At 60.9% G+C, this 24,517-nt stretch carries 23 protein-coding genes; 15 read left to right on the top strand and 8 right to left on the bottom strand.

The window, feature by feature from the left end; genetic code table 11:
* Positions 1-4 precede the first annotated feature (4 nt).
* From IBT47_RS04010 to IBT47_RS03995, 4 genes are read left to right on the top strand one after another with little or no spacing between them, the layout of a single operon-like run.
* Positions 5-1,354, top strand: coding sequence for an LLM class flavin-dependent oxidoreductase (locus IBT47_RS04010; RefSeq protein WP_200559255.1), 1,350 nt, complete (start codon positions 5-7; stop codon positions 1,352-1,354).
* Between the two features lie 3 nt (positions 1,355-1,357).
* The gene (locus tag IBT47_RS04005) at positions 1,358-2,254 is read left to right on the top strand and encodes an ABC transporter substrate-binding protein (protein ID WP_105591672.1); all 897 of its coding nucleotides are present in this window, start codon (positions 1,358-1,360) and stop codon (positions 2,252-2,254) included.
* A complete protein-coding gene (locus IBT47_RS04000; RefSeq protein WP_200559254.1) occupies positions 2,251-3,153 on the top strand; it encodes an amino acid ABC transporter permease in 903 nt (300 codons plus the stop codon). The genes IBT47_RS04005 and IBT47_RS04000 overlap by 4 nt, the downstream gene beginning before the upstream one ends.
* A complete protein-coding gene (locus tag IBT47_RS03995) occupies positions 3,150-3,911 on the top strand; it encodes an amino acid ABC transporter ATP-binding protein (RefSeq protein WP_200559253.1) in 762 nt (253 codons plus the stop codon). Before IBT47_RS04000 ends, IBT47_RS03995 begins: the two co-directional genes overlap by 4 nt.
* Before the next feature lie 74 nt (positions 3,912-3,985).
* On the opposite strand, the gene IBT47_RS03990 is transcribed toward IBT47_RS03995, so the two are convergent.
* The 4 genes from IBT47_RS03990 to IBT47_RS03975 are packed head-to-tail and all read right to left on the bottom strand — an operon-like array spanning position 3,986 to position 7,887.
* On the bottom strand, positions 3,986-4,699 hold the full coding sequence (locus tag IBT47_RS03990) for a hypothetical protein (RefSeq protein ID WP_234471685.1): 714 nt from the start codon (positions 4,697-4,699) through the stop codon (positions 3,986-3,988).
* 33 nt (positions 4,700-4,732) lie between these two features.
* Positions 4,733-5,878: a beta-propeller fold lactonase family protein gene (locus tag IBT47_RS03985; protein WP_200559252.1), complete on the bottom strand. Its 1,146-nt coding sequence runs from the start codon at positions 5,876-5,878 to the stop codon at positions 4,733-4,735.
* 41 nt (positions 5,879-5,919) lie between these two features.
* Positions 5,920-6,558 (bottom strand): aldolase, encoded by a 639-nt coding sequence (locus IBT47_RS03980; protein ID WP_200559251.1) that lies wholly within the window; start codon positions 6,556-6,558, stop codon positions 5,920-5,922.
* Positions 6,559-6,579: 21 nt separating this feature from the next.
* The gene (locus tag IBT47_RS03975) at positions 6,580-7,887 is read right to left on the bottom strand and encodes an MFS transporter (protein WP_105591667.1); all 1,308 of its coding nucleotides are present in this window, start codon (positions 7,885-7,887) and stop codon (positions 6,580-6,582) included.
* A gap of 236 nt (positions 7,888-8,123) precedes the next feature.
* Between IBT47_RS03975 and IBT47_RS03970 the strand changes: the two genes are divergently transcribed.
* Complete coding sequence (locus IBT47_RS03970) at positions 8,124-9,158, top strand: LacI family DNA-binding transcriptional regulator (protein ID WP_200559250.1); 1,035 nt, start codon at positions 8,124-8,126, stop codon at positions 9,156-9,158.
* A gap of 68 nt (positions 9,159-9,226) precedes the next feature.
* Here IBT47_RS03970 and IBT47_RS03965 read toward each other — a convergent pair whose 3' ends face one another.
* Positions 9,227-9,928, bottom strand: coding sequence for a substrate-binding domain-containing protein (locus IBT47_RS03965; protein ID WP_200559249.1), 702 nt, complete (start codon positions 9,926-9,928; stop codon positions 9,227-9,229).
* Between the two features lie 17 nt (positions 9,929-9,945).
* The gene (locus IBT47_RS03960) at positions 9,946-11,181 is read right to left on the bottom strand and encodes an alpha-hydroxy acid oxidase (RefSeq protein ID WP_200545021.1); all 1,236 of its coding nucleotides are present in this window, start codon (positions 11,179-11,181) and stop codon (positions 9,946-9,948) included.
* Positions 11,182-11,408: 227 nt separating this feature from the next.
* On the opposite strand from IBT47_RS03960, the gene IBT47_RS03955 reads away from it, so the two are divergent.
* The 7 genes from IBT47_RS03955 (at position 11,409) to IBT47_RS03925 (ending at position 18,977) form a co-directional block, all read left to right on the top strand.
* Positions 11,409-12,077, top strand: coding sequence for an aspartate/glutamate racemase family protein (locus tag IBT47_RS03955; RefSeq protein WP_200559248.1), 669 nt, complete (start codon positions 11,409-11,411; stop codon positions 12,075-12,077).
* Positions 12,078-12,080: 3 nt separating this feature from the next.
* Positions 12,081-13,343, top strand: coding sequence for a 3-oxo-tetronate kinase (gene otnK / locus IBT47_RS03950; RefSeq protein ID WP_200559247.1), 1,263 nt, complete (start codon positions 12,081-12,083; stop codon positions 13,341-13,343).
* A 149-nt stretch (positions 13,344-13,492) separates the two neighbouring features.
* Positions 13,493-14,476, top strand: a complete 984-nt coding sequence (locus IBT47_RS03945) for a sugar ABC transporter substrate-binding protein (RefSeq protein ID WP_200559246.1) — start codon at positions 13,493-13,495, stop codon at positions 14,474-14,476.
* Positions 14,477-14,525: 49 nt separating this feature from the next.
* On the top strand, positions 14,526-16,022 hold the full coding sequence (locus IBT47_RS03940; protein ID WP_200559392.1) for a sugar ABC transporter ATP-binding protein: 1,497 nt from the start codon (positions 14,526-14,528) through the stop codon (positions 16,020-16,022).
* The gene (locus tag IBT47_RS03935) at positions 16,022-17,005 is read left to right on the top strand and encodes an ABC transporter permease (RefSeq protein WP_200559245.1); all 984 of its coding nucleotides are present in this window, start codon (positions 16,022-16,024) and stop codon (positions 17,003-17,005) included. The genes IBT47_RS03940 and IBT47_RS03935 overlap by 1 nt, the downstream gene beginning before the upstream one ends.
* A complete protein-coding gene (locus IBT47_RS03930; protein WP_200559244.1) occupies positions 17,002-18,027 on the top strand; it encodes an ABC transporter permease in 1,026 nt (341 codons plus the stop codon). Before IBT47_RS03935 ends, IBT47_RS03930 begins: the two co-directional genes overlap by 4 nt.
* Entirely contained in the window at positions 18,024-18,977 is a 954-nt protein-coding gene (locus tag IBT47_RS03925; RefSeq protein WP_200559243.1) for a carbohydrate kinase family protein, read from the top strand. The genes IBT47_RS03930 and IBT47_RS03925 overlap by 4 nt, the downstream gene beginning before the upstream one ends.
* On the opposite strand, the gene IBT47_RS03920 is transcribed toward IBT47_RS03925, so the two are convergent.
* Together IBT47_RS03920 and IBT47_RS03915 are read right to left on the bottom strand one after the other, a co-directional pair.
* Positions 18,969-20,003, bottom strand: coding sequence for a 2-hydroxyacid dehydrogenase (locus IBT47_RS03920; RefSeq protein ID WP_200559242.1), 1,035 nt, complete (start codon positions 20,001-20,003; stop codon positions 18,969-18,971). The two genes, IBT47_RS03925 and IBT47_RS03920, sit on opposite strands and share 9 nt — an antisense overlap.
* A complete protein-coding gene (locus tag IBT47_RS03915; RefSeq protein WP_200559241.1) occupies positions 20,000-21,508 on the bottom strand; it encodes an FGGY-family carbohydrate kinase in 1,509 nt (502 codons plus the stop codon). Before IBT47_RS03915 ends, IBT47_RS03920 begins: the two co-directional genes overlap by 4 nt.
* Before the next feature lie 290 nt (positions 21,509-21,798).
* On the opposite strand from IBT47_RS03915, the gene IBT47_RS03910 reads away from it, so the two are divergent.
* The 3 genes from IBT47_RS03910 to IBT47_RS03900 are packed head-to-tail and all read left to right on the top strand — an operon-like array spanning position 21,799 to position 24,316.
* The gene (locus IBT47_RS03910; RefSeq protein WP_105591655.1) at positions 21,799-22,824 is read left to right on the top strand and encodes a methionine ABC transporter ATP-binding protein; all 1,026 of its coding nucleotides are present in this window, start codon (positions 21,799-21,801) and stop codon (positions 22,822-22,824) included.
* Positions 22,817-23,485, top strand: a complete 669-nt coding sequence (locus IBT47_RS03905) for a methionine ABC transporter permease (RefSeq protein WP_105591654.1) — start codon at positions 22,817-22,819, stop codon at positions 23,483-23,485. Before IBT47_RS03910 ends, IBT47_RS03905 begins: the two co-directional genes overlap by 8 nt.
* An 18-nt stretch (positions 23,486-23,503) precedes the next feature.
* Positions 23,504-24,316, top strand: coding sequence for a MetQ/NlpA family ABC transporter substrate-binding protein (locus tag IBT47_RS03900; RefSeq protein ID WP_105591653.1), 813 nt, complete (start codon positions 23,504-23,506; stop codon positions 24,314-24,316).
* Positions 24,317-24,517 lie beyond the last annotated feature (201 nt).

The raw sequence follows: 24,517 nt of genomic DNA, 5'->3' as shown, positions 1-24,517 counted from the left end.
TCTCATGTCCGTAGAAAAAACCGCATCACGCCAGCTGCGCCTCGGCCTGTTTGTCCAGGCGCTGGGCCACCATGTAGGTGGCTGGCGCGCAGAAGGCGCTAAAGGCTCGCCGACCGACGTGGACTGGTTCACCTGGATCGCCAAAAAAGGCGAAGAGGGCCGTTTTGATATGTTCTTCGTCGGCGATGCGCTGGCCACCAGCGTTCACCGCCTGCCGTCGACTATGTCGCGCCTGGAGCCGCTGACGCTGCTCTCCGCGCTGGCGGTGCAGACGAAACACATCGGCCTGGCGGCGACCGCCTCCACCACCTTCGATGAGCCGTTCCACCTTGCGCGCGCGCTGTCCTCCGTCGACCATATCAGCCGTGGACGCGGTGCGTGGAACGTGGTGACCTCGTTCTCTACCGATGCGGCACGCAACTTCAGCCGCACCGATCTGCCTTCACACGCAGAGCGTTACGACATTGCCCGCGAATTCCTCGATGTCACCTTCAAGCTGTGGAACGGCTGGGAAGAGGGCGCTATCGTGCGCGAGAAGGATACAGGCCGTTACTCTGACGAAGCCAAAATTCATGCCGCGAACCACAAAGGCAGATACTTCCAGGTGCAGGGCCCGCTGAACATCGCCCGTTCACCGCAGGGACGCCCGGTGATCATCGAAGCCGGTTCATCCCCTGCCGGGCAGAAACTGGCGGCAGAAACCGCCGAAGTGGTGTTTACCGCCGCGGCATCGCTGGAAGAGGGCCAGGCCTTCTACCGTAGCCAGAAACAGTTCGTGCGTGAAGCCGGTCGTCACCCGGACCATCTGCTGATCCTGCCGGGCGTGATGCCGATCGTCGGCCGTACCCGCGAAGAAGCGCAGGAAACCTGGAACCAGCTGAACGAACTGGTGGATATTGATAACGGCATCGAACAGCTGTCGGCGCGTTTCGGCGTGGATATGACCGCTTATCCGCTGGATGGCCCGGTGCCGGAGATTGGCGGAACCGAAGGCGGCCAGAGCCGCGTTAAGCTGCTGACCGAACTCGCCGCGCGTGAAAATCTGACCCTGCGCCAGCTGGCCGCCGTAGCGGCCGGTTCGCGCGGTCACCGCGTGATTGTCGGTACGGCGTCTGATATCGCTGATGACTTCCAGCAGTGGCTGGAGCAGGAAGGGGCGGACGGCTTCAACATCATGCCAGCCGTGCTTCCAAACCAGCTGGAGCTGTTTGTGGAGCTGGTGGTGCCTGAACTTCAGCGCCGTGGCCTGTTCCGTACCGAATACCAGTTCTCTACCCTGCGTGAAAACCTCGGCCTGCCGTCGCCGGAAGAAAATTTTGCTGCCGTGCCCACACTGGCGACTGAGAAGGAATAAACCATGAAAAAAACATTACTGACCGCCGCCGTTCTGAGCCTCTTCCCACTGACCTCTGCGCTGGCCGCAGACCAGGACGTGGCCTTCAGCAGCAGCGTCAAGCCAAAGGCGGATGCTGCCCTGCACGCCACGCTGCCCGCCGATATCCTGAAGAAAGGCTTTATCGTCGCGGGTACCAACCCGAACACGCCGCCGACCACCTTCTATCAGGCGGATAATAAAACCCTCGCCGGGCGCGAAATCGACATCGTCAGCGCGGTGGCCGATCGTCTGGGGATTGCGGTTCACTGGCGCGATACCGGCGGCTTTGACAACATCATTCCTGGCCTGAAGTCCGGGCGTTACGATCTGGCCGCGTCTAATATCGACGCCAATAAAAAGCGTTTGCAGCAGGTGGATTTCGTCGGCTATTACAACGCCTCCAAGCTGGCGCTGATTTCGCGTAAGGATGCTGAACTGGGGCCGTTTAACACCTTCCAGGAACTGTGCGGTAAAACCGTCGGTGCCGGTGCGGGCACCTCGCAGGTGACGCGCCTGCAGCAGGCGAGCGATGCCTGTAAAGCCGATGGTAAACCGGAAATCACCATCCCGATCTTCCCGGATCGCCCGGCGGGCGTGCAGGCGGTGATCAGCGGCCGCGTGCCGATGTTCTTCGGCCCGTATGAAGGCCTGCGCTATCAGGCCAGCCACGTGAAAGCGCTGGCGCTGGCGGGCGAGATCACCATCGAAGACACCATCGTGTCGATTGCCCTGCCGAAAGAATCGCCACTGGAAAAACCGGTTCAGGCAGCACTGAACTCGCTGATCGCGGACGGTACTTATCAGCAGATCCTCGATAAGTGGGAAATCGGTTTTGGCGCGGTGAAAAGCGCCGGTCTGAATGAAGAGATCGCCAAATGAGTCTGCGGCCTGACGAAGACAGCGCAGGCCTGCGGATAGTCGGGCATCGTCACTACGGGCGCTGGTTCAGCGCTCTGATCGTACTGCTGCTGGTGGCGCTGATGGGATCGTCGGTGGTCAGCAATCCCCGTTTCGAATGGGACGTGGTGGCGGAAAATCTGACGGAAGCGTCGATTATCAGCGGCGTGCTGATGACCATCAAGCTGACGGTGATCTCGGTGCTGTTTGGTTTCGCGGGCGGGACGATTCTGGCGCTGATGCGCCTCTCTGCCAACCCGGTGCTGGCGTGGGTCAGCTGGGTCTATACCTGGTTTTTCCGCGCGGTGCCGATGCTGGTTCAGCTGTTCCTGTGGTACAACATCGCCGCGCTCTATCCGAAGCTGTCGCTCTCTCTGCCGTTTGTCGGCGAAGTGTGGACCGCCACCACTAATGAAATCATCAGCCCGTTCAGCGCGGCGGTGATTGCGCTGGTGATGCACCAGTCGGCCTATGCGGCGGAGATCATCCGCGCCGGTATTCAGAGCGTGAATCCGGGCCAGCTGGAAGCGGCGAAAGCGCTGGGCTATCGTCCGGGGCAGATTTTCCGTCAGACGGTACTGCCGCAGGCGATGCGTACCATTCTGCCGCCTGCCGGTAATGAAGTGATCGGTCAGCTGAAAACCACCGCCGTGGTGTCGGTGATTGCCCTGCAGGACGTGCTCTACTCGGCGCAGATTATCTATCAGCGCACCTACGAGGTGATCCCGCTGCTGCTGGTGGCCACCGGCTGGTATTTACTGATGACCTCGGTGCTGTCCGTCGGCCAGTACTATGTTGAAGCCTGGTTCAGCCGCGGCAACGCACCGGTGAAACGCAGCTGGTTCCGCCGCACGGCAAACGTAGAGGAGCACCAGTCATGAGTGAACCCATCCGACTGCGCGGCATCCGCAAACAGTTTTCCGGCAAAACGGTGCTGCACGATATCAATCTGGATATCGCCGCAGGATCGGTAACGGTGATCCTCGGGCCGTCCGGCTCGGGGAAATCGACGCTGCTGCGCTGCATTAACCATCTGGAAAAACTCGATGCCGGCACTATCCACGTCGGCGAAGCGCTGGTTGGCTATCGCCGCAAAGGCCAGCATCTGGTTGAGCTGGCGGAGCATCAGGTAGCCCTGCAACGGCAGAGCATCGGCATGGTGTTTCAGCAGTTCAACCTGTTCCCGCACCGTACCGTGCTGCAAAACGTGATGGACGCGCCGCTGCGTATCCGCAAGGAGAAACGCACGGTAGTGGAAGCGCGTGCGCTGAAGCTGCTCGATCAGGTCGGGCTGGCACATCGCGTCAGCGCCTGGCCGCGTGAGCTTTCCGGCGGTCAGCAGCAGCGTGTGGCGATTGCCCGTGCGCTGGCCATGGAACCGGGTGTGATGCTGTTTGATGAGCCGACCTCGGCGCTGGACCCGGAACTGGTGGGCGAAGTGCTACAGGTGATGAAACAGCTGGCGCACTCGGGCATCACCATGGTGGTGGTCACCCATGAGATCGGTTTTGCCCGCGAAGTGGCGGATAACATCGTGTTTATGGATAACGGCGCGATTGTCGAAAGCGGGGATGCGCGCACGCTGCTGGACAGTCCACAGCATCCGCGTCTACGCGAGTTTCTCGCCAGCGTGCTGTAGTTTTTTGCCCGGCAGGGCAGGGGAGGGGCGTAACCGTCGCAGCAAGCGTATGACGGTTACGCCGTTCGCAGATTTTACAGCAGTTCGTAATCGTTAAACTCCAGCGGCGTTTCACCGCCGTTGGTGAGTTCCACCTGGCCCGCCCCGGTGAGGAACGCATCACCACGATGCACCCAGATCTCCTTAACGCGGTTCGGTTTACCCGGCTCCGCCAGCAGTAAACGCCCTTCGGTAAAGAACACTCTCACTCCCGGCCCGTGCTGCTCATACTGCGGTGCCACTTCACCCGGCTGTAGCCGAACCTTCCAGCCCTTCACCGTTTTCTCATCCAGTACCGGATGGAACAGCGGGCTGTCCGGGCGCGTGGCACCGCCAAAGTTCTGCGGGCCATTTTGTTTAATCTCAAACGACACCTGATGATTGAGGGTGTTGTCGGTATTGCTGACCTTGTCCTCATCCGATTTTCCCTGATGCTGGCCAAACTTCACGTCGCCGGTCTTCATCCAGTGATCTTTGGCCGGATGATCCGGGTACGAGATGTGCACCATGCTGCCGCTGACGTGGGTGTTCACGTAATCCAGGTGCTGCTCGTGAAACTCGGTGGATTGTCCCGGACGGATCATTACCCGCATCACGGTGACGTACTGGTTTTCCATAATCACGTGGTGCAGCGGTTCCAGATCGGTGGCGATCGCTTTTTCCGCCGCAGAGGCGGCCGGAATGGCACTCAGAACCAGCCCGCCAACAAACAGCGCCTCAATCAGCGTTTTCATTTTAAACGTCATCATAGCTCCTTACAGGGGTAAATAAGACCGATGGCATCACTCAACCAGGGTGACCCAGTTAGCGCCTTTGCCGGTGGGATAGCGGCCAAGCAGCGTCAGCGCGCCGGTGGACGAATTGATGGCATACAGCGACAGCTGCTCCGATTTCTGCCCGGACTCAATCAGGAAGCGGCCGCTGTTATCGATGGCAAAGCCGCGCGGCTGTGCTTCGGTTTTAATGCTTTGCAGCCGGGTCAGATGACCATCACCGGCATCGACCGAGAACGACGTCAGCGTGCTGCTGGTGCGCTCGGTGGAGTAGAGAAAGCGACCGTCCGGCGTCAGATGAATATCCGCCTGCCAGATGCGCGGCTTGTGCGACGGCGGCAGGTCGTCATCGCCGGTTAACGGGCGTGCTTCGCCGCGCTGCATATCCTCATCCGGCGAGATGGACGATACGTCTTCGTGCGCCGTCGCGCGGCCCGCATCGTCCAGGGTGACGCGGGTGATATTGCCTGCCATCTCGTTCAGGATGTACATATTGCGCTGTCCCTGCTTATCGCGCAGTGGGGCGATAACAAAGTGACGCGGCCCGGTTGCGGCCTCGTGCTGGATATTGATAAACGGCGGATCGAGCGGCGTGACTTTCCCGGTTGCGCCGTCAAAGCGGTACTGCAACAGCTGGTCGGTGCCAAGCTGGGTGACGTACAGATGGCGGTTTTCCACATCCACCTGCACCGCATGGGCGCGTTTGCCGGTGTGGACCACCTGTACCGGCTTCTCCACCACGTTGCCCGCGCTGTCGATCGCGTTGATGCTGAACAGATCGCCGCCGAATGAAGCGCTGAGCAGGTAGTGCCCCTGCCTGTCGGTAGACAGATACGCCATGCTCTCCGGCAGCGGGGTTTCGCTGGCTTTCAGCAGCGTGCCGTCGGGCTGGATATGATAGGCCACGACGCGGTATGGCTTGCTGCGCACCGAGACGTAGAGCATTTTCTTATCCGGCGAGACGACGGACGACATCGCTTTTTCTCCAGCGGGGAAGGTGCCCGTTGATTCGAGCGCCGGTTTGGTTTTATCCAGCTTATAGCCGGTCACCGTGCCGCTCGCGGCGTTAGACACATACACCAGGCTCTGCGCCTGGGCGCTGGCTGCGGCGCAGGAGAAGGCCAACAGCATGGCTGCATACAAAGGTTTGTTCATTGGGGGTTCCTTGCCTGTTTTTGTAGGGTACAGCTCAGGGCTTACCAGCGGGTGCTGAACACCTCGCACAACTCCGCGACCGCCGCCTGGCTCAACGGTTCCGGTTTATCGGCAGAAAGCAGCCACAGGCGGGCGGTTTCTTCCAGCTCTTCCAGCGCGGCGGTGGCGGTGGCCACGCTCTTGCCCCAGATAACTGGTCCGAGGCGCTCCAGCATCACGCCACGCACTTCCAGCGCCAGGCGAGCCACCTGCTCGGCGACGTCCGCTGCGCCGGGGCGCTGGTAGCGGATCAACGGGATGCGGCCCACTTTCATCACCTGATAGGGGGTGATCGGCGGCAGAATGCTCTCCTGCTGCCAGACGCCCGCCAGCGTCAGGCCCACCAGATGGGTAGAATGGGTATGAACCACCGCTCCCGCCTCCGTGTTACGATCATAAACCTGGCGGTGCAGCTGCAGGGTTTTCGACGGTTTATCCCCGGACACCCACTCACCGCTGGTGCTGACCTTGGCAATCTTTGCCGGGTCGAGGCGGCCGAGGCAGGCATCCGTTGGAGTAATCAGCCAGCCGTCTTCCAGGCGGGCGCTGATGTTGCCGGCGGTGCCGACGGTGTAGCCGCGCTGAAACAGGTTGGCACCGGCCCAGCAGATCTCTTCACGAAGTTGGTTTTCATTACTCATAATCATTCCCTGCACAATGGATTAACGGTCGGTCGTCAGCGGTTTACCCAGCTGGCCGTCGGTTTTCAGATCCAGCGGTTCTACTTTCCCCATGATGAACAGGAAGTTGAATGCGCCGAACAGACAGATACCACCGGCAACCAGCAGCGGTATCACAAAGGAGCCGTGGCTCAGCGTCAGCATCAGACCGGTGAACGATGCGGTGACGATGCCTGCCAGGTTTCCGGCGAAGTTCTGGATGCCGCCCAGCGTGCCCACGTAGCCGGAAGACGGTGCCACATCGGCCGGTAACGTCCAGATATTGGCAGCGGTAAAGGCCAGACCGGCATAGGTCAGCGAGAACAGCACCAGAATCACCGTAATGCTGTTGGTGAAGGCGGCGAAGGCGATAACCGAGGAGAGCAGCATCCCGGCAATCAGACAGGTTTTACGTGCGGTGGTCAGCGAGAAGCCTTTGCGGTACAGCCAGTCGGAACAGACGCCGCCGAGCAGACTACCCGGGATACCCATCAGTGCCGGAATCGCGCCCAGCGTACCCAGCTCTTTCAGCGAAAAGCCGTGCGCGATGGTCAGATAGGTCGGGAACCAGGTGACGAAGAAGTAGGTGGCAAAGTTCATGCAGAAGAAGCCAATCATCATGCCCCACACGGTGCGGTAGCGGAACAGCGCTTTGATGCTGACTTTCTCGCTCTTGTCCACCACGTGTACGCTGCGATCTTCCAGCAGGTTCTGGCGCTCCTGCTCGTTCAGCCCCTTCATATCTTCCGGTTCGCGGTAGAAGGCCAGCCAGATAACCATCCAGATCAGGCCAATCGCGCCGGTGACGATAAACGACGTTTCCCAGTTCCAGGTGCTGATCAGCCAGGCGACCAGCGGCAGAGCGATGGCGCTACCGGCACGCGGGCCTGCATCGAAGATGCCGCTGGCGGTGGCGCGTTCTTTCTTGGCAAACCAGGAATACACCACTTTGGCACAGCCCGGATAGCCGCCGGATTCCCCGATGCCCAGCAGCAGACGTGCGCCAAACAGCGAGGCAAAACCGCGACCGAAAGCGGTAAAGACGGTAAACATCGACCACCAGCCGACGGCGATAGCCAGACCGGCACGAGCCCCCAGGCGGTCAATCAGACGACCGGCCGGGATCTGCATCAGGGCATAGGTCCAGAAGAAAGCGCCGAGGATCAGGCCCATACTGGTATCATCCAGTCCGAGGTCGGCTTTGATGTGCGGCGCGGCGATGGCCAGGTTAATGCGGTCTATGTAGTTGATGGCGATAGCAAAAAAGCAAAATGTTATCATCAGCCAACGGATCTTTGGGTATCTACGCATGGTGAATTCCTTTATTATCTTGATGTTATTTGACCTGGCGTGCGCACGCGGGTAAGTCGTTTGTTACAGATTAATTGTTATCGCCTGGTGATAAAATACCGGTATCTGATAACATGTCGTTAAAAGTAAGCGATTACAAAATACAGTCAAGCCAAAAGTAAGCGCTTTCAAAATGAATCGTCAGTTGTCTGCAAATTTTGTGGACGAGGTCACTAATTTCAGTCTGGAGTTCTAACATGTCCGATAAGTCCCTTCTGCCTGGCCGCGTGTCGCTGGAAGATGTCGCAAAGCGATCCGGCGTATCGACCGCAACCGTCTCCCGCGTGCTGAACGGCAGCACCACGGTCAAAGCGGCACGGCGCGAGGCGGTAGAACGCGCCTGCGAGGAACTGGGATATGTGATTAACCGGGCGGCGCGCACCCTGGCCTCGCGCCGCAGCATGACCATCGGTGCCGTGGTGCCGACGCTGGCGACGGAAACCTTTTCGCGCCCGCTGGCGACCTTTCAGCAGAAAATTCACCAGTCCGGCTACACGCTGCTGCTGGCCAACTCTGATTTTGACCCGAATACCGAGCTGAAAGAGGTGAACAAGCTGGTGGAGTACGGTATCGATGCGCTGATGCTGGTGGGTAACTCACACCATCCCCGCCTGTGGGAGCGCATTGAGCAGCAGAATATCCCCTGTATCCAGACTTTTTCGGTGGACCAGCGCTATCCCAGCGTCGGCTATGACAACGAACAGGCGGCGGAAGAGCTGACCACGCACCTGCTGGGGCTGGGGCATCAGCGTTTTGCGGTGATTGTTGGTACGCCGCCGTCGAACGATCGCGTTTCCGATCGTATCAGCGGCACCCGGCAGGCGCTGGCTAAGGCCGGGCTGGCGCTGGCGGAGGAGAATCTGGTGAACAGCGCGTTCACCATGAACGATGCGCGGCAGGCGATGTTCCGTCTGCTGGACGGCCCGACGCCGCCGACGGCGGTGATCTGCGGGAATGACCTGCTGGCGTTTGGCGCGATGCGCGGGGCGGCGGAGCGTTATCTGCGCATCCCGAACGATATTTCGATCACCGGCTTTAACGACTATGAGTATTCAGAGCATCTGGAGCACCCGCTGACCACCATGCGGGTGGAGCTGGACCGCATCGGCGAGCATGCGGCCGACTATCTGCTGGCCGCGCTGAATGGCGAAGAGGCCCCGCGCCAGACACTGCTGAAGCCGGAACTGATCGTGCGCAGCAGCACCGGATCGGCCCCGCGTCAGCCTCGCTGAGCGGCTTTCGTTACAGGGCCGCAGAGCACCCGGAACAGGTGTGTCCGTGAGTCACTTTCCGCGCTGAGCTACTCCCGCCAGCTTAACCCCGAGGCCTCGAAGATACGGCGGGCCTCGGCGGAGCGCAGAAATGCCAGCAGCAGCGCGGCATCTTCAGGCTGCTCAGCCTCCCTGAATACCCCGGCGGAGAACGATAGAGTTTTCTCTGCCCCCGGCGGCAGCGGGCCGATAATCTCAATCCCCTCCACGGTCAGCAGCTCGCTGATCTGCTGCACGGCGATATCCGCCTGACCCTCCACCAGCAACCGGGCGGTAAAGCCCTCGGGGATGGTGGTGGCCCGCCGGTTAACCTCGTCGGCGATGCCCAGATTTTCCAGCAGCTGCCGGAAGTAGATGCCGCTGGCCCCGGCCAGTGAATAGCCGACGGAGCGCGCGTTCAGCAGCGCCTCTTTTAGCGCCGCCACGCTGCTGATATCCGGATGCGGCGTGCCGGGCAGGGTAGCGAGGCCAATCTGCGAATCCACCAGCTCAATCCGGCTTGCCGCACGCACCTCGCCTGCGGCTATCAGCCGGTCCAGCGCATCGACGGTGACAATTACCGCATCGGCACGCTGCCCGGCGGCGATGTTTTTTTCAATCACCACCGTTGGCCCCCACGCGATATCCAGCGTAATGTCGGGATACTGCTGCTGCCACAGCGGCAGCAGCCGGTCAACAGCGGCGCGGATGGCCAGCACGCTAAATACGCGCAGCGTTGTTTTCTCGGTCATGGTCTGACTCCTGGTTTTCACAGTTTGCGCAGATAGCTGTCATCCAGCTCGCCCGGTGTGCGAACGCCCAGCAGCGCCAGATCGCGGTCGATTTCATCACGCAGAATGCCCATGGCGTGCTCCACACCTGCCTGCCCGGCAACCACCGTCGCGTAAAGGAAAGGGCGACCGAGGAATACGAAGTCTGCCCCCAGCGCCATTGCCTTCATCACGTCGGTGCCGCGCCGGATGCCGCTGTCGATAATCACCTTCATATCGCCTTTTGCCGCCGCAATTTCCGCCAGCGTATACAGGGGCGGGATGGTGTGGTCGAGCTGACGCCCGCCGTGATTCGATAGGATGACCGCATCCGCGCCGAGATCGCGGGCGATAAACGCATCCTGCGGCGACATCAGTCCCTTAATCACCAGGTTACCGCGCCATTTTTTGCGAATGGCCTCGACGTTTTTCCAGCACAGCTTGTCGCGGGCGTTGGTGTTGCGCACCTTACTGGACATCATCGGCGGGCCGCGTTCGGCATCGGTGTTTTCAAAATGCGGCGCGCCGTGGCGCAGGAAGGTTTGCGCCACCGTACCCAGCAGCCAGCGCGGGTTCATCGCGCTTTCAAACGCCACCTTTGGGGTGATTTTGATCGGCATACTGAAGCCGCTACGGGTGTTGTGCTCGCGGTTGCCGAGCATCGGCGTATCGCCGGTCACCACCAGCGTCTGATACCCGGCAGCCTCCACGCGGTCCACCAGCCGGTCGATGCGCGGCTGATCCCCGGCCAGATAGGCCTGGAACCAGGCGTCCGGGTTGGCGGCGTGCACGTCTTCCAGCTTCACCAGCGACGAGGCGCTGAGGATCATCGGCACGTTCATGCTGCGGGCGGCGCGGGCGAGGGCGATATCGGCCTGATAGGCGACAAAGGACGCGCCGCCCAGCGGGGCCACGCCGAACGGGTGCTGATAGCGGTGGCCAAACAGATTCACCGACTGGTCGCGGCCGGAAACGTCGCGGAACATCCGTGGAATAAATTTAAAGCGCTGATAGGCATCAAAATTTCCGGCAATGCCCTGGCCGGTTTCCACCCCGCCCGCCACGTACTGATAAATCATATTCGGCAGGCGGCGGCGCGCGTGGCGCTCAAAGTCATCCAGCGCCAGCAGATCGCGAAACTGGCGCGGCAGCTTTTTTGCCACGGACGGGCTGACCGCCGCGCTGTGCGGCACGGCAGCGGTCGGGAGAGATGATGAGTTTGCAGGCGTTGTCATAGGGCGTTCTCACTGTCCATTTTTAGCGTTGTTGCCGGGCCAGGTGGCAGAGCAACCTGTTGCGTGGGGTATTAATTTTTGTAAGCGCTTTCAATTTTGCTGCCTTGCACATAAAATTTCAACACCGTACGAGCGATGCCAACCTGTTTTTATGTGATCGGTATCACTTTACAGAAACAATTGTAAGCCCTTACATTAAGACTGTACCCCGACAGACTGGAGTTGAAATGACATCGCGAATTGTTTTACTGCATGCCACCCCGGTGGCCATGGAGCCGATCCACACTGCCTTCGCCGAAATCTGGCCGCAGGCGGAAACCATCAATCTGCTGGATGACGGCCTGTCGATTGACCGCGCCCGCAGCCCGGAGCTCACCGAGGCGATGATCGACCGCTTTGTGCGCCTGGGCGAATACGCAGCGGATATGCAGGCCGACGGCATTCTGATCACCTGCTCGGCGTTTGGCCCGGCGATTGACCGGCTGGCGGAAAAACTGACCATTCCGGTGCTGCGCCCGAACGAGGCGATGTTCCGTCAGGCCATCGCGCAGGGCAGCGATATCGGCATGCTGGCCACCTTTGGCCCGGCGGTGGAAACCATGACCGCAGAATTTGACGAGTACGTGGCGCGCACCGGTTCGGCCGCGCGGCTGACCACCGTGCTGGTGCCGGAGGCCATCGATCTGCTGAAAAAAGGCGATGCGCAGAGCCATAATCGGCTGGTGGCCGCACGTGCCGCTGAGCTGGCGCACTGCGACGTGATTATGCTGGCGCACTTTTCCACCTCGCGTGCCGCCGCCGCCGTCCGCGAGCAGGTCAGCATCCCTGTGCTGACCGCGCCGCACGCCGCTGCCAGCCTGATGAAGGCCAGCGTAACCGACACCGGGGAGGAGTAAATCATGCTGATTGGAGTGATTGCCGACGATTTTACCGGTGCCAGCGATATTGCCGTGACGCTGTCCAAGGGTCTGGAAGGGGAAGGCGGGCTGCGCACCACGCAGTATCTTGGCGTGCCGTCGGTGCAAGCCGATGCCTCGGTTGAGGCGGGCGTTATCGCGCTGAAAAGCCGTTCGCTGCCGGTGGAAGAGGCGGTGGCGCAGTCGCTGGCCGCCTGCCTCTGGCTGCAGGAACAGGGCTGCGAGCAGATTATTTTTAAATACTGCTCCACCTTCGATTCCACCGACGAGGGGAATATCGGGCCGGTGACCGACGCGCTGGCGGCGCACCTGGAAGCGCAGAGTGTGGTGATGTGCCCGGCGTTTCCGGCGATGGGCCGTACGCTGTATCAGGGGCATCTGTTTGTGCACGACAAGCCGCTGAACGAATCCGGCATGCAACACCATCCGCTGACGCCGATGACCGATGCCGATCTGCGCCGGGTGCTGGCGCGGCAGTCGCAAAACCGCGTCGGGCATATTGGCTGGCAAACGGTCAGCGCGGGCAGCGAGGCGGTACAGGCCGCGCTGGTCGCTCAGGCAGAAGAGGGCAGGGTACTGGTCATTGTCGATGCCATCAGCAATGACGATCTCACCACTATCGGCAACGCCTGCCGGGGAGCCGCGCTGGTGACCGGCGGGTCGGGGATTGCCCGGGCGCTGCCGCATAACTTTATTGCTGACGGGCGGGCGCAGGGGCAGCGCGCGGGCGTGCCGCAGGTGAGCGGCGCGGAAGCGATCCTCGTCGGCAGCTGTTCCGGTGCCACGCGCGGGCAGATCGCCGAGCATGAAAAGCAGCATCCTGTGCTGATGATTGACGTGAAAGAGGTGTTGAGCGGCGCAACGGGTCCGCAGCAGCTGGTGGACTTTATTCAGGCGCATCAGGGCCAGGCTCCGCTGGTCTATTCTTCCGGCGATCCGGAAACGGTACGCCAGCTACAGCAGGAATACGGCCGCGAAAAGATTGCCGAAGCGCTGGATACGCTGTTTGGCCTGACGGCACGGCAGCTGGTAGCCGAAGGCGTACGGCGGCTGGTGGTGGGCGGTGGCGAAACCTCAGGGGCGGTGGTCAGCGCGCTGGATCTTGATGCCTTGACCATTGGTCAGGAGATCGATACCGGCGTTCCGGCGATGGTGTCCGGCGGCGAGCGGCCGATTGCCCTGGCGCTGAAATCAGGCAACTTCGGCGGCAGAGACTTTTTCGCCCGGGCGCTGAAAACGCTGTAACGCCACAGAAACGGAGTAGTCAGCTCTCTGCTCCGTTTCTGCTATATGTATTTTTGTTATTAAATATTAATTTTAATTATTTTTAGGAATTAAAACTGCCTGATAGCGTAAATTTTCTACTAATAACATAATGAAAAGTGGGAAAATTTATGGCGTTCAAAATCAGTCGCGTGGCTGCTGTATTACTTGCCCTGGGAACTCTCACCAATGTGGCAGCAGCAGAGCAGGCGCTCTCTCTGCAAGGCAAAACCATCGGTATCGCCGTGGTCGGCACCCAGCACTTCTGGGATCGTGAGGCCTATAAAGGCGCCACGGAAGAGGTGGAAAAACTGGGTGGTAAGGTAGTGGGTGTTGACGGCGGCCGCGATAACCAGGTGCATGCGGATAACCACGACATCCTGCGCGCGCGCAAGGTGGATGCGGTTATCAGCATCCTCGGCGACAGCTCGGTTGAGCCAAAATTCAAAGCGCTGCGTGATGCCAACATCCCGGTATTTACCGTCGATCACGTCTCGCCGTATTCGGTAAACAACACCACTTCAGATAACTACAGCCTCGGTAGTACCATTGGCCGCTATACGGCGGATGCGCTGGGTGGCAAAGGCACCGTGGCGGTATTCAACGCCTTCTCGAACTCGCTGCGCATCTGCGGCATCCGCTACGATCAGTGGAAATATGTGCTGCAGGACTATCCGGGTATTAAGATCCTCCAGCCGGAGCTGGCCGAACAGTTTGCCAACTCTCCGGAAGATGCACGTAAGAAAACCCTCGAACTGCTGAGCCAGCATCCGAAAGGCACGCTGGATGCCATCCACGTTGCCTGCTGGGATCAGCCGGCCATCGGTATCGTGCAGGCGCTGGAAGAAACCGGCCGCGACAAAGACGTGAAAGTCACCGCGATTGATGCCGGTCCGGACACGCTGGAAATCATGGCCGAGAAAGACAGCCCGTTCGTGGCCAACGTCGCACAGCAGCCACGCCTGATCGGCACCACCTCCGCCGATAATGTCGCCCGCTACTTCGGCGGCGCGAAGCTGCTGCCGCAGACATTCGTACCGGTGCTGCCGGTACAGGGACCGGAAGAGGCAAAGGCGGTCTACAAACAGCTGGGCTACGGCGATCTGAAGGAGTAATCGCGGCGTGACTCAGTCTCTGCACAAGGCCGCCCCGGGCGGCCTGTTTATGCAGCACATCCGCAAAACCTTTGCCGGTGTGACTGCCCTCGACGGGGTTGAACTTCACGTTCACCCCGGTGAAATTCATGGCCTGATCGGTGAGAACGGCGCGGGGAAATCCACGCTGATTAAGATCCTGGCGGGGGTGTATGCCCCGGACAGCGGCGATATCAGCGTCGGGGGCCGACGGCTGGCCAGCGTGACCCCGGCGGCGGTGCAGCAGGAAGGCATCCGCTTTATCCACCAGGAGCTGCATCTGATCCCCCACTTCACTGTGGCGGAGTCGGTGTTTATCGGTCAGGAGCGCTGTCATCGCCTGGGGCGGCTCGATCGCCGGGCGATGCGTGCGGACAGCGAAAAATTCTTTCGTGAGGTGCTGAATATCCGGCTGGACGGCAACCGCCTGATCCGCGACCTGTCGCAGGCCGAGCTGAAGCTGGTGCAGATTGCCCGCGCGCTGATCGACGGTGAAGCCCGGCTGGTGGTGTTCGACGAACCTACCGCGCCGCTGGAAGCGAGGGAAGCGGCACTGCTGTTTGCGGCTATCAAGGCGCTGAAAGCGCGCGGTATTGCAATTATCTACGTTTCCCACTACCTGAATGAGATCACCCAGATTTGTGACCGCGTGACGGTGCTGCGCAATGGTAAACAGGTTGCCACGCTGGACGAGGTCAACGCCGATGACATCGATCGCCTGATTGAGCTGATGGTTGGCCGCGAACTGACCACGCTGTTTGCGCCACCGGCGGAAAAACCGCCGTCAACCACGCCGTGGCTGTCGCTGGAAAACCTCGGCAGCGATGCGTTTCGCCACATCAATTTCCAGCTGGCACCGGGCGAAATTGTCGGCATTGCCGGGCTATCCGGCTCAGGGCGCGAGCAGCTGATCGATGCGCTGTACGGCCTGTATCCGCTGCGCCAGGGCACGCTGCGTATTGCCGGTAAGGCCGTGCGGTTGCGCTCCCCGGTGCAGGCGATTGCCGAGGGGATTGCGCTGGTGCCTCGCGATCGCCGCCATCACGGGCTGATCCAGCCGCTGTCGGTGGCCGACAACATCAATATTGCCTCGCCGGGCAGCCTGTCGCGTTTCGGCTGGGAGCTGAAAGAAAAGGCGCGGCAGAACGCACTGGCGCTGGCGGAAAAGCTGGATATTCGCCCGCGCAACGTGCGCCAGGCGGTACGCTTCCTCAGCGGCGGCAACCAGCAGAAGGTGATTCTGGCCCGCTGGCTGAACAGCCACAGCCAGCTGTTTATCCTTGATGAGCCGACGCTGGGCGTTGACGTTGGTGCGCGCGCCGAAATCTACCATCTGACCCGGCAGCTGGCCGATAAAGGGCGCTGCGTGCTGGTCTCCTCCAGCGATGCCAGCGAGCTGATTGGCCTTTGCGATCGCCTGCTGGTGATGCGCCGTGGCGAAATCGTGGCCGAAGTGCCTACCCATAATCTGACCCAGGACGGGCTGCTGGCGCTGACCAGCGGCGGCAGTGAACAGGAAGCCCCGTAATGAGCGATCTCTCTCAGCCAGGCCTGCGGCGCAGGCTGGCCTTTCCCATCGATAAAATTCCGCTGCTGCTGTTTGCCGCGCTGCTGGTGTTCTTCTGCTTCCAGGCACCGTGGTTCCTCAGCTGGCAGAACGCCAGCGTGATCCTGAAACAGACCGCGCCGCTGGCCATTCTCTGCTTTGGCCTGGCCTGCGTGATTATCGGCGGCGGTGATGATGTGGTTTCCGGCGGCATCGATCTGTCGCTGCCGGCCATTTCGGTGCTGGCGGTGGCGATAATCAGTATCGGCGTACAGATCGAAGCGAATATCTTTCTGCTGGCGCTGCTTGCGGTCGCCGCCGCGCTGCTGGCCGGGCTGGTGAATGCACTGATGGTGGTAAGGGTGGGCCTGCCGCCGCTGCTGGCAACGCTGGCCAGTTCGGTGGCGATCGTCGGCCTGACCAACTATCTGACCCGCCAGCGCCGTATCAGCATTGACGCGCCGTGGCTGGTGGCCTTCCGCGACGGAACGCTGCTGGGTCTGCCGTGGGCGGTGTGGTTTATGCTGGCGGTGTTTGTACTGTACCAGTTTGTGGTGCATCACAGCCGCTGGGGGCAGCATCTGCAGGCCAGCGGCGGCAGCCGGGAAGCCGCCGAGCTGGCCGGGCTGCCGGTGAACGCATTAATACTGCGTTCCTATCTGCTGGCGGCGGCTGCCGCCGCGCTGGCCGCGCTGACGCTGCTGGCACGGGGTTCCGGCAGTTCGCCCGGTGCCGAAGAGCCGCTGCTGCTGGAAATGGTGCTGGCGACCTTTATCGGCACCGCGTTTTCCCGCCGCCGGGTGGTTACCGTGTGGGGCGCGCTGCTGGGGGCGCTGCTGGTCAATGCGCTCTCCAACGGGCTGGCGCTGATGCGGGTGGATATTTTCTGGGTGGGGACGGTGAAGGGCGTGCTGATCCTGATGGTCCTGGCCGCCGCGGCCGTGCAGCGTCGGGGGCAGCCATGAGCAAATCAACACAGGTATTAACCGCGCGCACCGCCTCTCAGGGCGGCAGCCTGCTTTCACTGCTGGCCCGCTACGGATTCCAGCTGATCCTGCTGCTGTTTATCCTGTTTTTCGCCCTCAACAGCCCGGTATTTTTAACCGCGGATAACCTGGCCAACATCCTGCAGGGGAACGCCATTCTGCTGATCGTCGCGCTGGCGATGACGCTGGTGGTGATTTCGGGCGGCATCGATCTGTCGGTGGGCGTGGCGCTGGACTTCGGTGCGGCGTTTGCGCTGGTGGCGCTGAAAACCTGGGGCTGGCCGTGGCAGGGGGCGGTGCTGGCCGCACTGGCCGGAGGGGCGCTGGTCGGTCTGGTGAATGCCATTCTGATCCTCGGTTTCCGGGTGAAGCCGTTTCTGGCTACGCTGGGCACCTGGTTTATCGGCAGCAGCCTTGAGCGGGTGCTGACCGACGGCGGCGGGCCGATTGCCTATCGCCGCATGGCCGCCGAATACCATGAGATCGCGGTCGGTTCGCTGTGGGGCATCGCCATTCCGGTAGTGATTGCCGTGGCGCTGATGCTGATCTGCTATCTGCTGCTGGAGCGCACGCTGTTCGGCAAGCACATCCACGCCGTGGGCCTCAACCCGGTCGCCTCACTGAATGCCGGGGTGAACGTTAAGCGCAACCTGCTGTGGGTGCTGATCGCCAGTTCTGTGCTGTGCGCCATCGGCGGGATTATTCTGTCCGCGAACCTGCGGCAGTTCAGCCCGCTGGCCGGGCAGTCCTATCTGCTGGATGCCATCGCAGCGGTGTTTATCGGCACCGCATTCCATGCGCAGGGCAGGCCGAACGTGCCCGGAACGCTGGTGGGCGTGCTGTTCCTCGGCCTGGTGGCCAACGGTCTGAACCTGATGGGGCTGGATTTTATTCTGAAAGACGCACTGAACGGTCTGGTGCTGCTGGTGGCGCTGGTGCTCTCCTTCTGGCAGGGCAGGCTGCGACAGTCGCAACAGTGGCGAAAAAAGGAGGCGGCATGAGCCAGTTTGACGCGGTATTTGTCGGGTTAACCACGCTGGATATCGCCGGACGCCCCATTCGCGGCATTCCGTCCGGCGGCGGCGTGGAGTTTATTGAACAAATCCGCCTGAGTCCGGCGGGCACCGCCTGCGGGGCGGTAATGAACGCCGCAAAGCTGGGCATTCATACTGCAGTAGTGGCCTGCCTCGGCGACGATGAAAAAGGGGATTTTATCGCCGGGGTCTGGCGGCGGCTGGGCATTGACGGCTCGCTTATCCAGCGCACCCAGGCCAGCGAAACCTCGGCGACGATTCTGGCGATCCGCCCCAACGGCGAACGCCCGGCGCTGCACTGTCGCGGCGCGTCGGACCATCTGTTTATCGACGAGGCGGATTTCCCCCGGGTGTGCAATGCGCGTTTTCTGCACCTCGGCGGCAGCGGCCTGCTGGCGGCGATGGATAACGGCCAGAGCGCGAAACTGCTGGCCTGGGCGCATCAGCACGGCGTGACGACCAGCTTCGATCTGATTGCGCCAAATGAACAGACGCTGGATCTGCTGACGCCGATGCTGCCGTATATTGACTACTTTATGCCGTCGATGGAGGAGGCCGCGCAGATTTCCGGGCAGCAGGAGCCTGAGGACATCGCCCGCTTCTTCCTCGATCGCGGCGTAGGTACCTGTATCTTTAAGGACGGCGCGCGGGGATCGTGGGTGTTTGGCCGTGGCGGCCAGCTGCGCATTCCGGCCTGGCAGGTCAGGGTGGTGGATACCACCGGCTGCGGCGACAGCTACTGCGGCGGCTTTATTGCCGGGCTGGCGAAGGGGCTGGATGTTGAACAGGCCTGTCGGGTCGGCAGCGCGGTGGCCTCGCTGGTCGCCAGCGGCCTGGGTTCGGATGCGGGCGTGGTGGACTGGGAAACCACCCGGGCCTTTATGGCCACCACGCCCACGCTACCATTATCAGGCTGACGGCCAGCGATAGTGCAGGGGTTCGCCGCTGAGGAAGCGTTGTAAATCAGCGGCGATCATCGCGGTATGCTTCACCAGCGTTTCCCGGGTCGCTCCGGCGATATGCGGGGTGATCACCACGTTATCAAACTCGGTAATAAACGGATGATCGCGCCAGATCGGTTCGCTGGCGAACACGTCCAGCGCCGCTCCGGCAATGCGTTTTTCACGCAGGGCGACAATCAGATCCTCTTCGACGACCACCGCCGCGCGTGAGGTGTTAATCAGCCGCGCTTCCGGCTTCATCAGCCCCAGCAGGCGCTGGTCAATCAGTCCGGTGGTCTGCGGCGTCACCGTCAGATGCAGGCTGACGTAGTCGGACCCGGCAAACAGCTCCTCCAGCGTGGCTTTGCGCACTCCCGGTTCGTCAATATCCTCTGCCGCCACGCGCGGATCGGCCACCAGCAGCGACATGCCGAACGCCCGCGCCAGGCGACCGACGCGCTGGCCGATGCTGCCGTAGCCCACCAGCCCCAGCGTTTTATTGCGCAGCTCGCCGCCCTTGAACACCTCGTACGGACTGGATTTATCCACGTCCCACACCACGTCCTGGCGCAGCCCCTGCTGAGTGGCGTTGCTGCCCTGGGTGGCGCGGGTGAATTCACCACGCTTCAGCGCGCCGTGCGCCTGCGGGATATGCCGCGCCAGGCTGAGCATCAGTCCCAGCGTCAGCTCGGCTGCGGCATCGGCATTGCGCCCCGGGGTGTAAAGTACCGGAATATTGCGTGCCGCCGCCGCCTTCAGATCGACGTTAACCGGATTGGCGCGGGTGCAGGCAATCAGCTTCAGCTGCGGGCAGGCGTCAATCACCCGGGCGGTAATGTCGTCGTAGCTGACAATCAGCACATCGGCGTCCTGGCCGTGGGCAATCAGGGCGTCTTCGCTCAGTTTGCTGTCGCCCGACGCCCAGCCGGTCACCACCAGATCGCCGTACTGGCGGAAGGCATCAAGGGAACCGGCATACTCGGCGGTAAAGAGAATTTTCATAAATCGGCTGAATCCTGTGCAAGTTGAGTTAAGGCGTCATCCCGCGCCTGCCAGACCGGCAGCAGCTGTTCGCGCAGCTGGCGGAAGACCGGGAACAGGCGCTGATACTGAATATGCGATCGCGCATCCGGGTGCCAGATCTGGCGATCCCCCGGCTGTAGCGACTCGGCGCTGACCGGCTGACCGAGCGCCATGGCCGCCAGGATCGCCGCACCGCGCGCGCCGGGTTCACTCTGCGGGCTGACGATCACCCGGCGGCCGGTGCAGTCGGCGATAATCTGTAGCCAGAACGGCGACGCCGTACCGCCTCCGGCCAGATAAAGATCGCCGCCCGGCGGGTAGTCGCTGAGCACGTCGGTAATCGCCCACGCCAGCCCCTCAAAGACCGCACGCAGCAGGTGCGCGTTGGTGGTGTCCTGGCTGATGCCGAAGAAACCGGCGCGGGCAACCGGGCTGTAAAACGGTGCGCGCTCGCCGTTGAGGTACGGCTGATAAAACACGCCGCCGCTGCCGGGGGAGAGGGCGCTGATTTCTGCGCCCAGCTCGCTGAAGCTGCGGTTGGCGGCCAGATGGCTGATGGCCCAGTCGAGGTTCGGCGTGCCCGACTGCATGGCGAACAGATTCAGGAACTGACCCTTCCAGGCGTGGCTGACAAAGCGGGTTTTGCGGCTGACCTGAGTCAGATCGTGACAGACGATGCCGGTACAGCAGGTGGTGCCCAGCAGGGTGAAAACGTCGCCGTCGTGCACCGCACCGATGCCGAGCGCGCAGGCGGAAACGTCCAGCGCCCCGGCGGCAACCGGCGTACCGGCGGGCAGCCCGGTGGCGGCTGCGGCTGCGGTGCTCAGCTCCCCGGCCAGATCGTGCGGGGCCAGCAGCGGCGGGAACAGCGGGCGCAGATTTTCAATGCCCAGCTCGCTCAGGACCGTATCGGAAAGCGTACCCTGATGCAGATCCAGCAGCGAGGTGCCGGCATCGGTCAGCTCCAGGTTGGCGCGGCCGGTCAGGCGAAAACGAATCCAGTCCTTGGCGAAGAAAAACCACTGTGCATCTTCAAGCCGCTCCGGCTGATGCTGCTGCAGCCAGCGCAGCTGCAGGCTGCTGTTGCAGGGCAGCAGGCGACTGCCGCACAGCTCGAACAGCGTCTCTTCCAGCCCGTCACGCGCGGAGAGTTCGCGAATGGAGGACGCGGAGCGCGTATCGCTCCACAGCAGCGCATCGCGCAGCGGCTGGCCCTGTTTATCAATCAGCCATGCGCCTTCGCCCTGGCCGGACAGCCCGATACCGCGCAGCGTCCCTTTTGCCAGCAGCGGCGATGCGGAGAGCGTTTTCAGCGTGCTGACCACGTTCTGCCACAGCGCCTCCATTTGCTGCTCCTGGTGACCGGGGGCGGGGGTCAGCGTGCGGTTGCTGACGGAGGCGACCTCCAGCTGGTTAAAGCGGGCATCAAACAGCACCGACTTGGTTTTAGAGGTGCCAACATCAATGCCGATAAAGTAATCCATAATGCAGCCTTTTTACGGTAAGCCATTCAGCCTGCGGGCAAAAAGCAGTGCCGATCGCGACGCTTCGCAGAAATTTTCTCCATTATTGCCACAGGTTTTCAGAACTCGAAAGACGCAATCAGGCTCCAAATATTCCCTTTGGTTATAAGCCATATCTTTTCAGTCGTTTCCAATAGTTTCCCTGCTGCTTAATATCACCAGGCAATTAGTGCTATCGATAATTCACAAATAAGAATCAGTTTAATTAATCAGCATATTTCGCTGATACGACGGCAGAAAACAGGCAACAGATGATCGTTTTACGCAACGTTTCTAAAATATTTAACGCCCGATCGGGTCCGGTGACCGCCGTTGACAACGTCAATCTGCAGGTAGAGCAGGGCCAGATTTACGGCATTATTGGCTACAGCGGCGCGGGAAAAAGTACGCTGATCCGCCTGCTGAACGGCCTGGAAAAACCGACCTCCGGCAGCGTCGTTGTTGCCGGGCAGGATATCGCCCAGGCCAGCGGTGAAGCGCTGCGCCAGGCGCGGCTGAAAATCAGCATGGTGTTTCAGCATTTCAATCTGCTGTGGTCGCGCACCGTCAGCGAGAATATTGCTTTCTCGCTGCAAATTGCCGGAGCGCCGAAAGCGGCGATCCAGCGCCGGGTGCAGGAACTGATTGAGCTGGTCGGGCTGAACGGTAAAGAGCAGGCCTATCCCTCGCAGCTGAGCGGCGGGCAAAAGCAGCGCGTGGGGATTGCCCGCGCGCTGGCCAACAGCCCGGACGTGCTGCTGTGCGACGAAGCCACCTCGGCACTCGACCCGCAAACCACCGACGCGATCCTCGATCTGCTGCTGGATATTAACCGCCAGCTGAAGCTGACCATCGTGCTGATCACCCATGAGATGCACGTGGTGCGTAAGATCTGCCACCGCGTGGCGGTAATGGAGGCCGGGCGCATCGTGGAAGAGGGCGAAGTGCTGTCGGTGTTTACCCACCCGCAGCAGCCGATTACCCGCCAGTTTGTGAAGCAGACCACCGAATACAGCAGCGCCGATACGCCGTTTAACGCCGATCTGGTGGATGCGGCGGCGGGTGCGGTACTGAAGCTGACCTTTGTCGGCCAGAGCACCCGCCAGCCGATTGTCGGTGAACTGACGCTGAAATACGCGCTGCCGTTCAATATTCTGCACGGAAAAATGACCCAGACCGCCAACGGCACCTTTGGTGAGCTGTGGCTACAGGTTCCGGCCAGCGGCAGCCAGCTGGAGAATATTCTGGCCGACCTGCACGCCCACGCAATTTCAACCGAGGTGGTGAAAAATGTTTGAGTCCCTGTTTCCGCACCTGAAGGTTGACCAGCTGTGGGCCGCCACCGGCGAAACCCTGTATATGACCGCGCTGTCCGGCCTGGCGACCTTTGTGCTGGGTATTGTACTTGGCCTGGCGCTGTTCCTGACCGCGCGCGGCGGGCTGTTCCAGAACCGTGCGGTGTACGGCGCGATTTCCATTCTGGTGAATGTGTTCCGCTCCATTCCGTTCATTATTTTGATTGTGCTGCTGATCCCGTTCACTAAAACGCTGATCGGCACCATCCTTGGTGCTAACGCCGCGCTGCCCGCGCTGATCGTTGGTGCCGCCCCGTTCTACGCCCGCCTGGTGGAGATCGGCCTGCGTGAAGTGGACAAAGGGGTGATTGAGGCTTCCCGCTCGATGGGCGCGAAGCTGAGTACGCTGATTTTCCGCGTGCTGCTGCCGGAGTCCTCACCGGCGCTGGTGTCCGGTATTACCGTGACGCTGATTGCGCTGGTCAGCTACAGCGCGATGGCCGGGGTGATCGGTGCCGGTGGCCTCGGTAACCTGGCGTATCTGGAAGGTTTTCAACGTAACCACGGCGATGTGACGCTGGTGGCGACGGTAATGATTCTGGTGATTGTTTTTATCATCCAGTTTTTAGGTGATGTGCTCACGACACGGCTCGACAAACGTTAACTTTTAGGAAAATCCAAAATGAAAAAAACACTGACGCTGCTGGCTGCAGCAACCCTGGGTGCCCTGAGCCTGAGCGCATGGGCAGACACGCTGACCGTTGGGGCGTCTAACGTGCCGCACGCGGAAATTCTGGAGCAGGCGAAGCCGATTCTGGCGAAGCAGGGTATCGATCTGGAAATCAAACCGTTCCAGGACTACATCCTGCCGAACACCGCGCTGGCCAGCCGCGATATCGATGCCAACTATTTCCAGCACATTCCGTATCTGAACAGCGTGCTGAAAGATCACGCCGGTGATAAGACCTATGATTTCGTCAGCGCCGGTGCGATCCACATCGAGCCTATCGGCATCTACTCGAAGAAGTTCAAATCGCTGAAAGAGCTGCCGGAGAACGGCAAAGTGATCATGCGTGATGCGGTGGCGGAAGAGGGCCGTATCCTGTCCATCTTCGAGAAAGAGGGCGTGATTAAGCTGAAGCCGGGCGTGAACAAGGTGAATGCGCGCATCAGCGACATCGTGGAAAACCCGAAACACCTGAAGTTCCTGCCGAACGTTGAAGGCGCGCTGCTGCCGCAGATGTACAACAACGATGAAGGCGACGCGGTGGTGATCAACGCTAACTACGCGATTGACGCCGGTCTGGACCCGGTGAAAGACCCGATTGCGGTGGAAAGCGGTGAGAACAACCCGTATGCCAACATCATTACCGTGCATCGCGGTGATGAGAACAAGCCGGACATCAAAGCGCTGGTCACCGTGCTGCACTCTAAACAGATCCAGGACTGGATCCGTACCAAATACAAAGGCGCGGTGATCCCGGTTAATAACTGATTTATCACAGCGTAAAGGCCCGGAACAGGGGGGATAATGCTCCTTTGTTTCGGGCTTTTTTATGGAATTTATTTGTTTGGAGATTCAAAAAAAAGTTCATCGGATCGAGGAGGCAGTCTGAATGATTGGGTATTGAGTAAAAAGCGTAACATGTTTCCGTATTGTCAACTTGCAGGTGGCGGTTGTAAACTGTGTTCTGAA

The organism is Erwinia sp. S43 (assembly GCF_016624745.1).
Lineage (GTDB): Bacteria > Pseudomonadota > Gammaproteobacteria > Enterobacterales > Enterobacteriaceae > Erwinia > Erwinia coffeiphila.
The sequence above is the reverse complement of the archived record's forward strand: the minus strand, read 5'-3'. Positions and strand labels throughout refer to the sequence as shown.

What these genes read in the sequence shown, in the direction of transcription:
- IBT47_RS03995 (WP_200559253.1), top strand. Translation starts at nt 3,150, where the DNA reads ATGAGTGAACCCATCCGACTGCGCGGCATCCGCAAACAGTTTTCCGGC.
- IBT47_RS03945 (WP_200559246.1), top strand. Translation starts at nt 13,493, where the DNA reads ATGGCGTTCAAAATCAGTCGCGTGGCTGCTGTATTACTTGCCCTGGGA.
- IBT47_RS03910 (WP_105591655.1), top strand. Translation starts at nt 21,799, where the DNA reads ATGATCGTTTTACGCAACGTTTCTAAAATATTTAACGCCCGATCGGGT.
- IBT47_RS03970 (WP_200559250.1), top strand. Translation starts at nt 8,124, where the DNA reads ATGTCCGATAAGTCCCTTCTGCCTGGCCGCGTGTCGCTGGAAGATGTC.
- otnK (WP_200559247.1), top strand. Translation starts at nt 12,081, where the DNA reads ATGCTGATTGGAGTGATTGCCGACGATTTTACCGGTGCCAGCGATATT.
- IBT47_RS03915 (WP_200559241.1), bottom strand. Translation starts at nt 21,508, where the DNA reads ATGGATTACTTTATCGGCATTGATGTTGGCACCTCTAAAACCAAGTCG.
- IBT47_RS03975 (WP_105591667.1), bottom strand. Translation starts at nt 7,887, where the DNA reads ATGCGTAGATACCCAAAGATCCGTTGGCTGATGATAACATTTTGCTTT.
- IBT47_RS03965 (WP_200559249.1), bottom strand. Translation starts at nt 9,928, where the DNA reads ATGACCGAGAAAACAACGCTGCGCGTATTTAGCGTGCTGGCCATCCGC.
- IBT47_RS03980 (WP_200559251.1), bottom strand. Translation starts at nt 6,558, where the DNA reads ATGAGTAATGAAAACCAACTTCGTGAAGAGATCTGCTGGGCCGGTGCC.
- IBT47_RS03920 (WP_200559242.1), bottom strand. Translation starts at nt 20,003, where the DNA reads ATGAAAATTCTCTTTACCGCCGAGTATGCCGGTTCCCTTGATGCCTTC.
- IBT47_RS03905 (WP_105591654.1), top strand. Translation starts at nt 22,817, where the DNA reads ATGTTTGAGTCCCTGTTTCCGCACCTGAAGGTTGACCAGCTGTGGGCC.
- IBT47_RS03900 (WP_105591653.1), top strand. Translation starts at nt 23,504, where the DNA reads ATGAAAAAAACACTGACGCTGCTGGCTGCAGCAACCCTGGGTGCCCTG.
- IBT47_RS03990 (WP_234471685.1), bottom strand. Translation starts at nt 4,699, where the DNA reads ATGATGACGTTTAAAATGAAAACGCTGATTGAGGCGCTGTTTGTTGGC.
- IBT47_RS03985 (WP_200559252.1), bottom strand. Translation starts at nt 5,878, where the DNA reads ATGAACAAACCTTTGTATGCAGCCATGCTGTTGGCCTTCTCCTGCGCC.
- IBT47_RS03925 (WP_200559243.1), top strand. Translation starts at nt 18,024, where the DNA reads ATGAGCCAGTTTGACGCGGTATTTGTCGGGTTAACCACGCTGGATATC.
- IBT47_RS04000 (WP_200559254.1), top strand. Translation starts at nt 2,251, where the DNA reads ATGAGTCTGCGGCCTGACGAAGACAGCGCAGGCCTGCGGATAGTCGGG.
- IBT47_RS03940 (WP_200559392.1), top strand. Translation starts at nt 14,526, where the DNA reads ATGCAGCACATCCGCAAAACCTTTGCCGGTGTGACTGCCCTCGACGGG.
- IBT47_RS03930 (WP_200559244.1), top strand. Translation starts at nt 17,002, where the DNA reads ATGAGCAAATCAACACAGGTATTAACCGCGCGCACCGCCTCTCAGGGC.
- IBT47_RS04005 (WP_105591672.1), top strand. Translation starts at nt 1,358, where the DNA reads ATGAAAAAAACATTACTGACCGCCGCCGTTCTGAGCCTCTTCCCACTG.
- IBT47_RS03955 (WP_200559248.1), top strand. Translation starts at nt 11,409, where the DNA reads ATGACATCGCGAATTGTTTTACTGCATGCCACCCCGGTGGCCATGGAG.
- IBT47_RS03935 (WP_200559245.1), top strand. Translation starts at nt 16,022, where the DNA reads ATGAGCGATCTCTCTCAGCCAGGCCTGCGGCGCAGGCTGGCCTTTCCC.
- IBT47_RS04010 (WP_200559255.1), top strand. Translation starts at nt 5, where the DNA reads ATGTCCGTAGAAAAAACCGCATCACGCCAGCTGCGCCTCGGCCTGTTT.
- IBT47_RS03960 (WP_200545021.1), bottom strand. Translation starts at nt 11,181, where the DNA reads ATGACAACGCCTGCAAACTCATCATCTCTCCCGACCGCTGCCGTGCCG.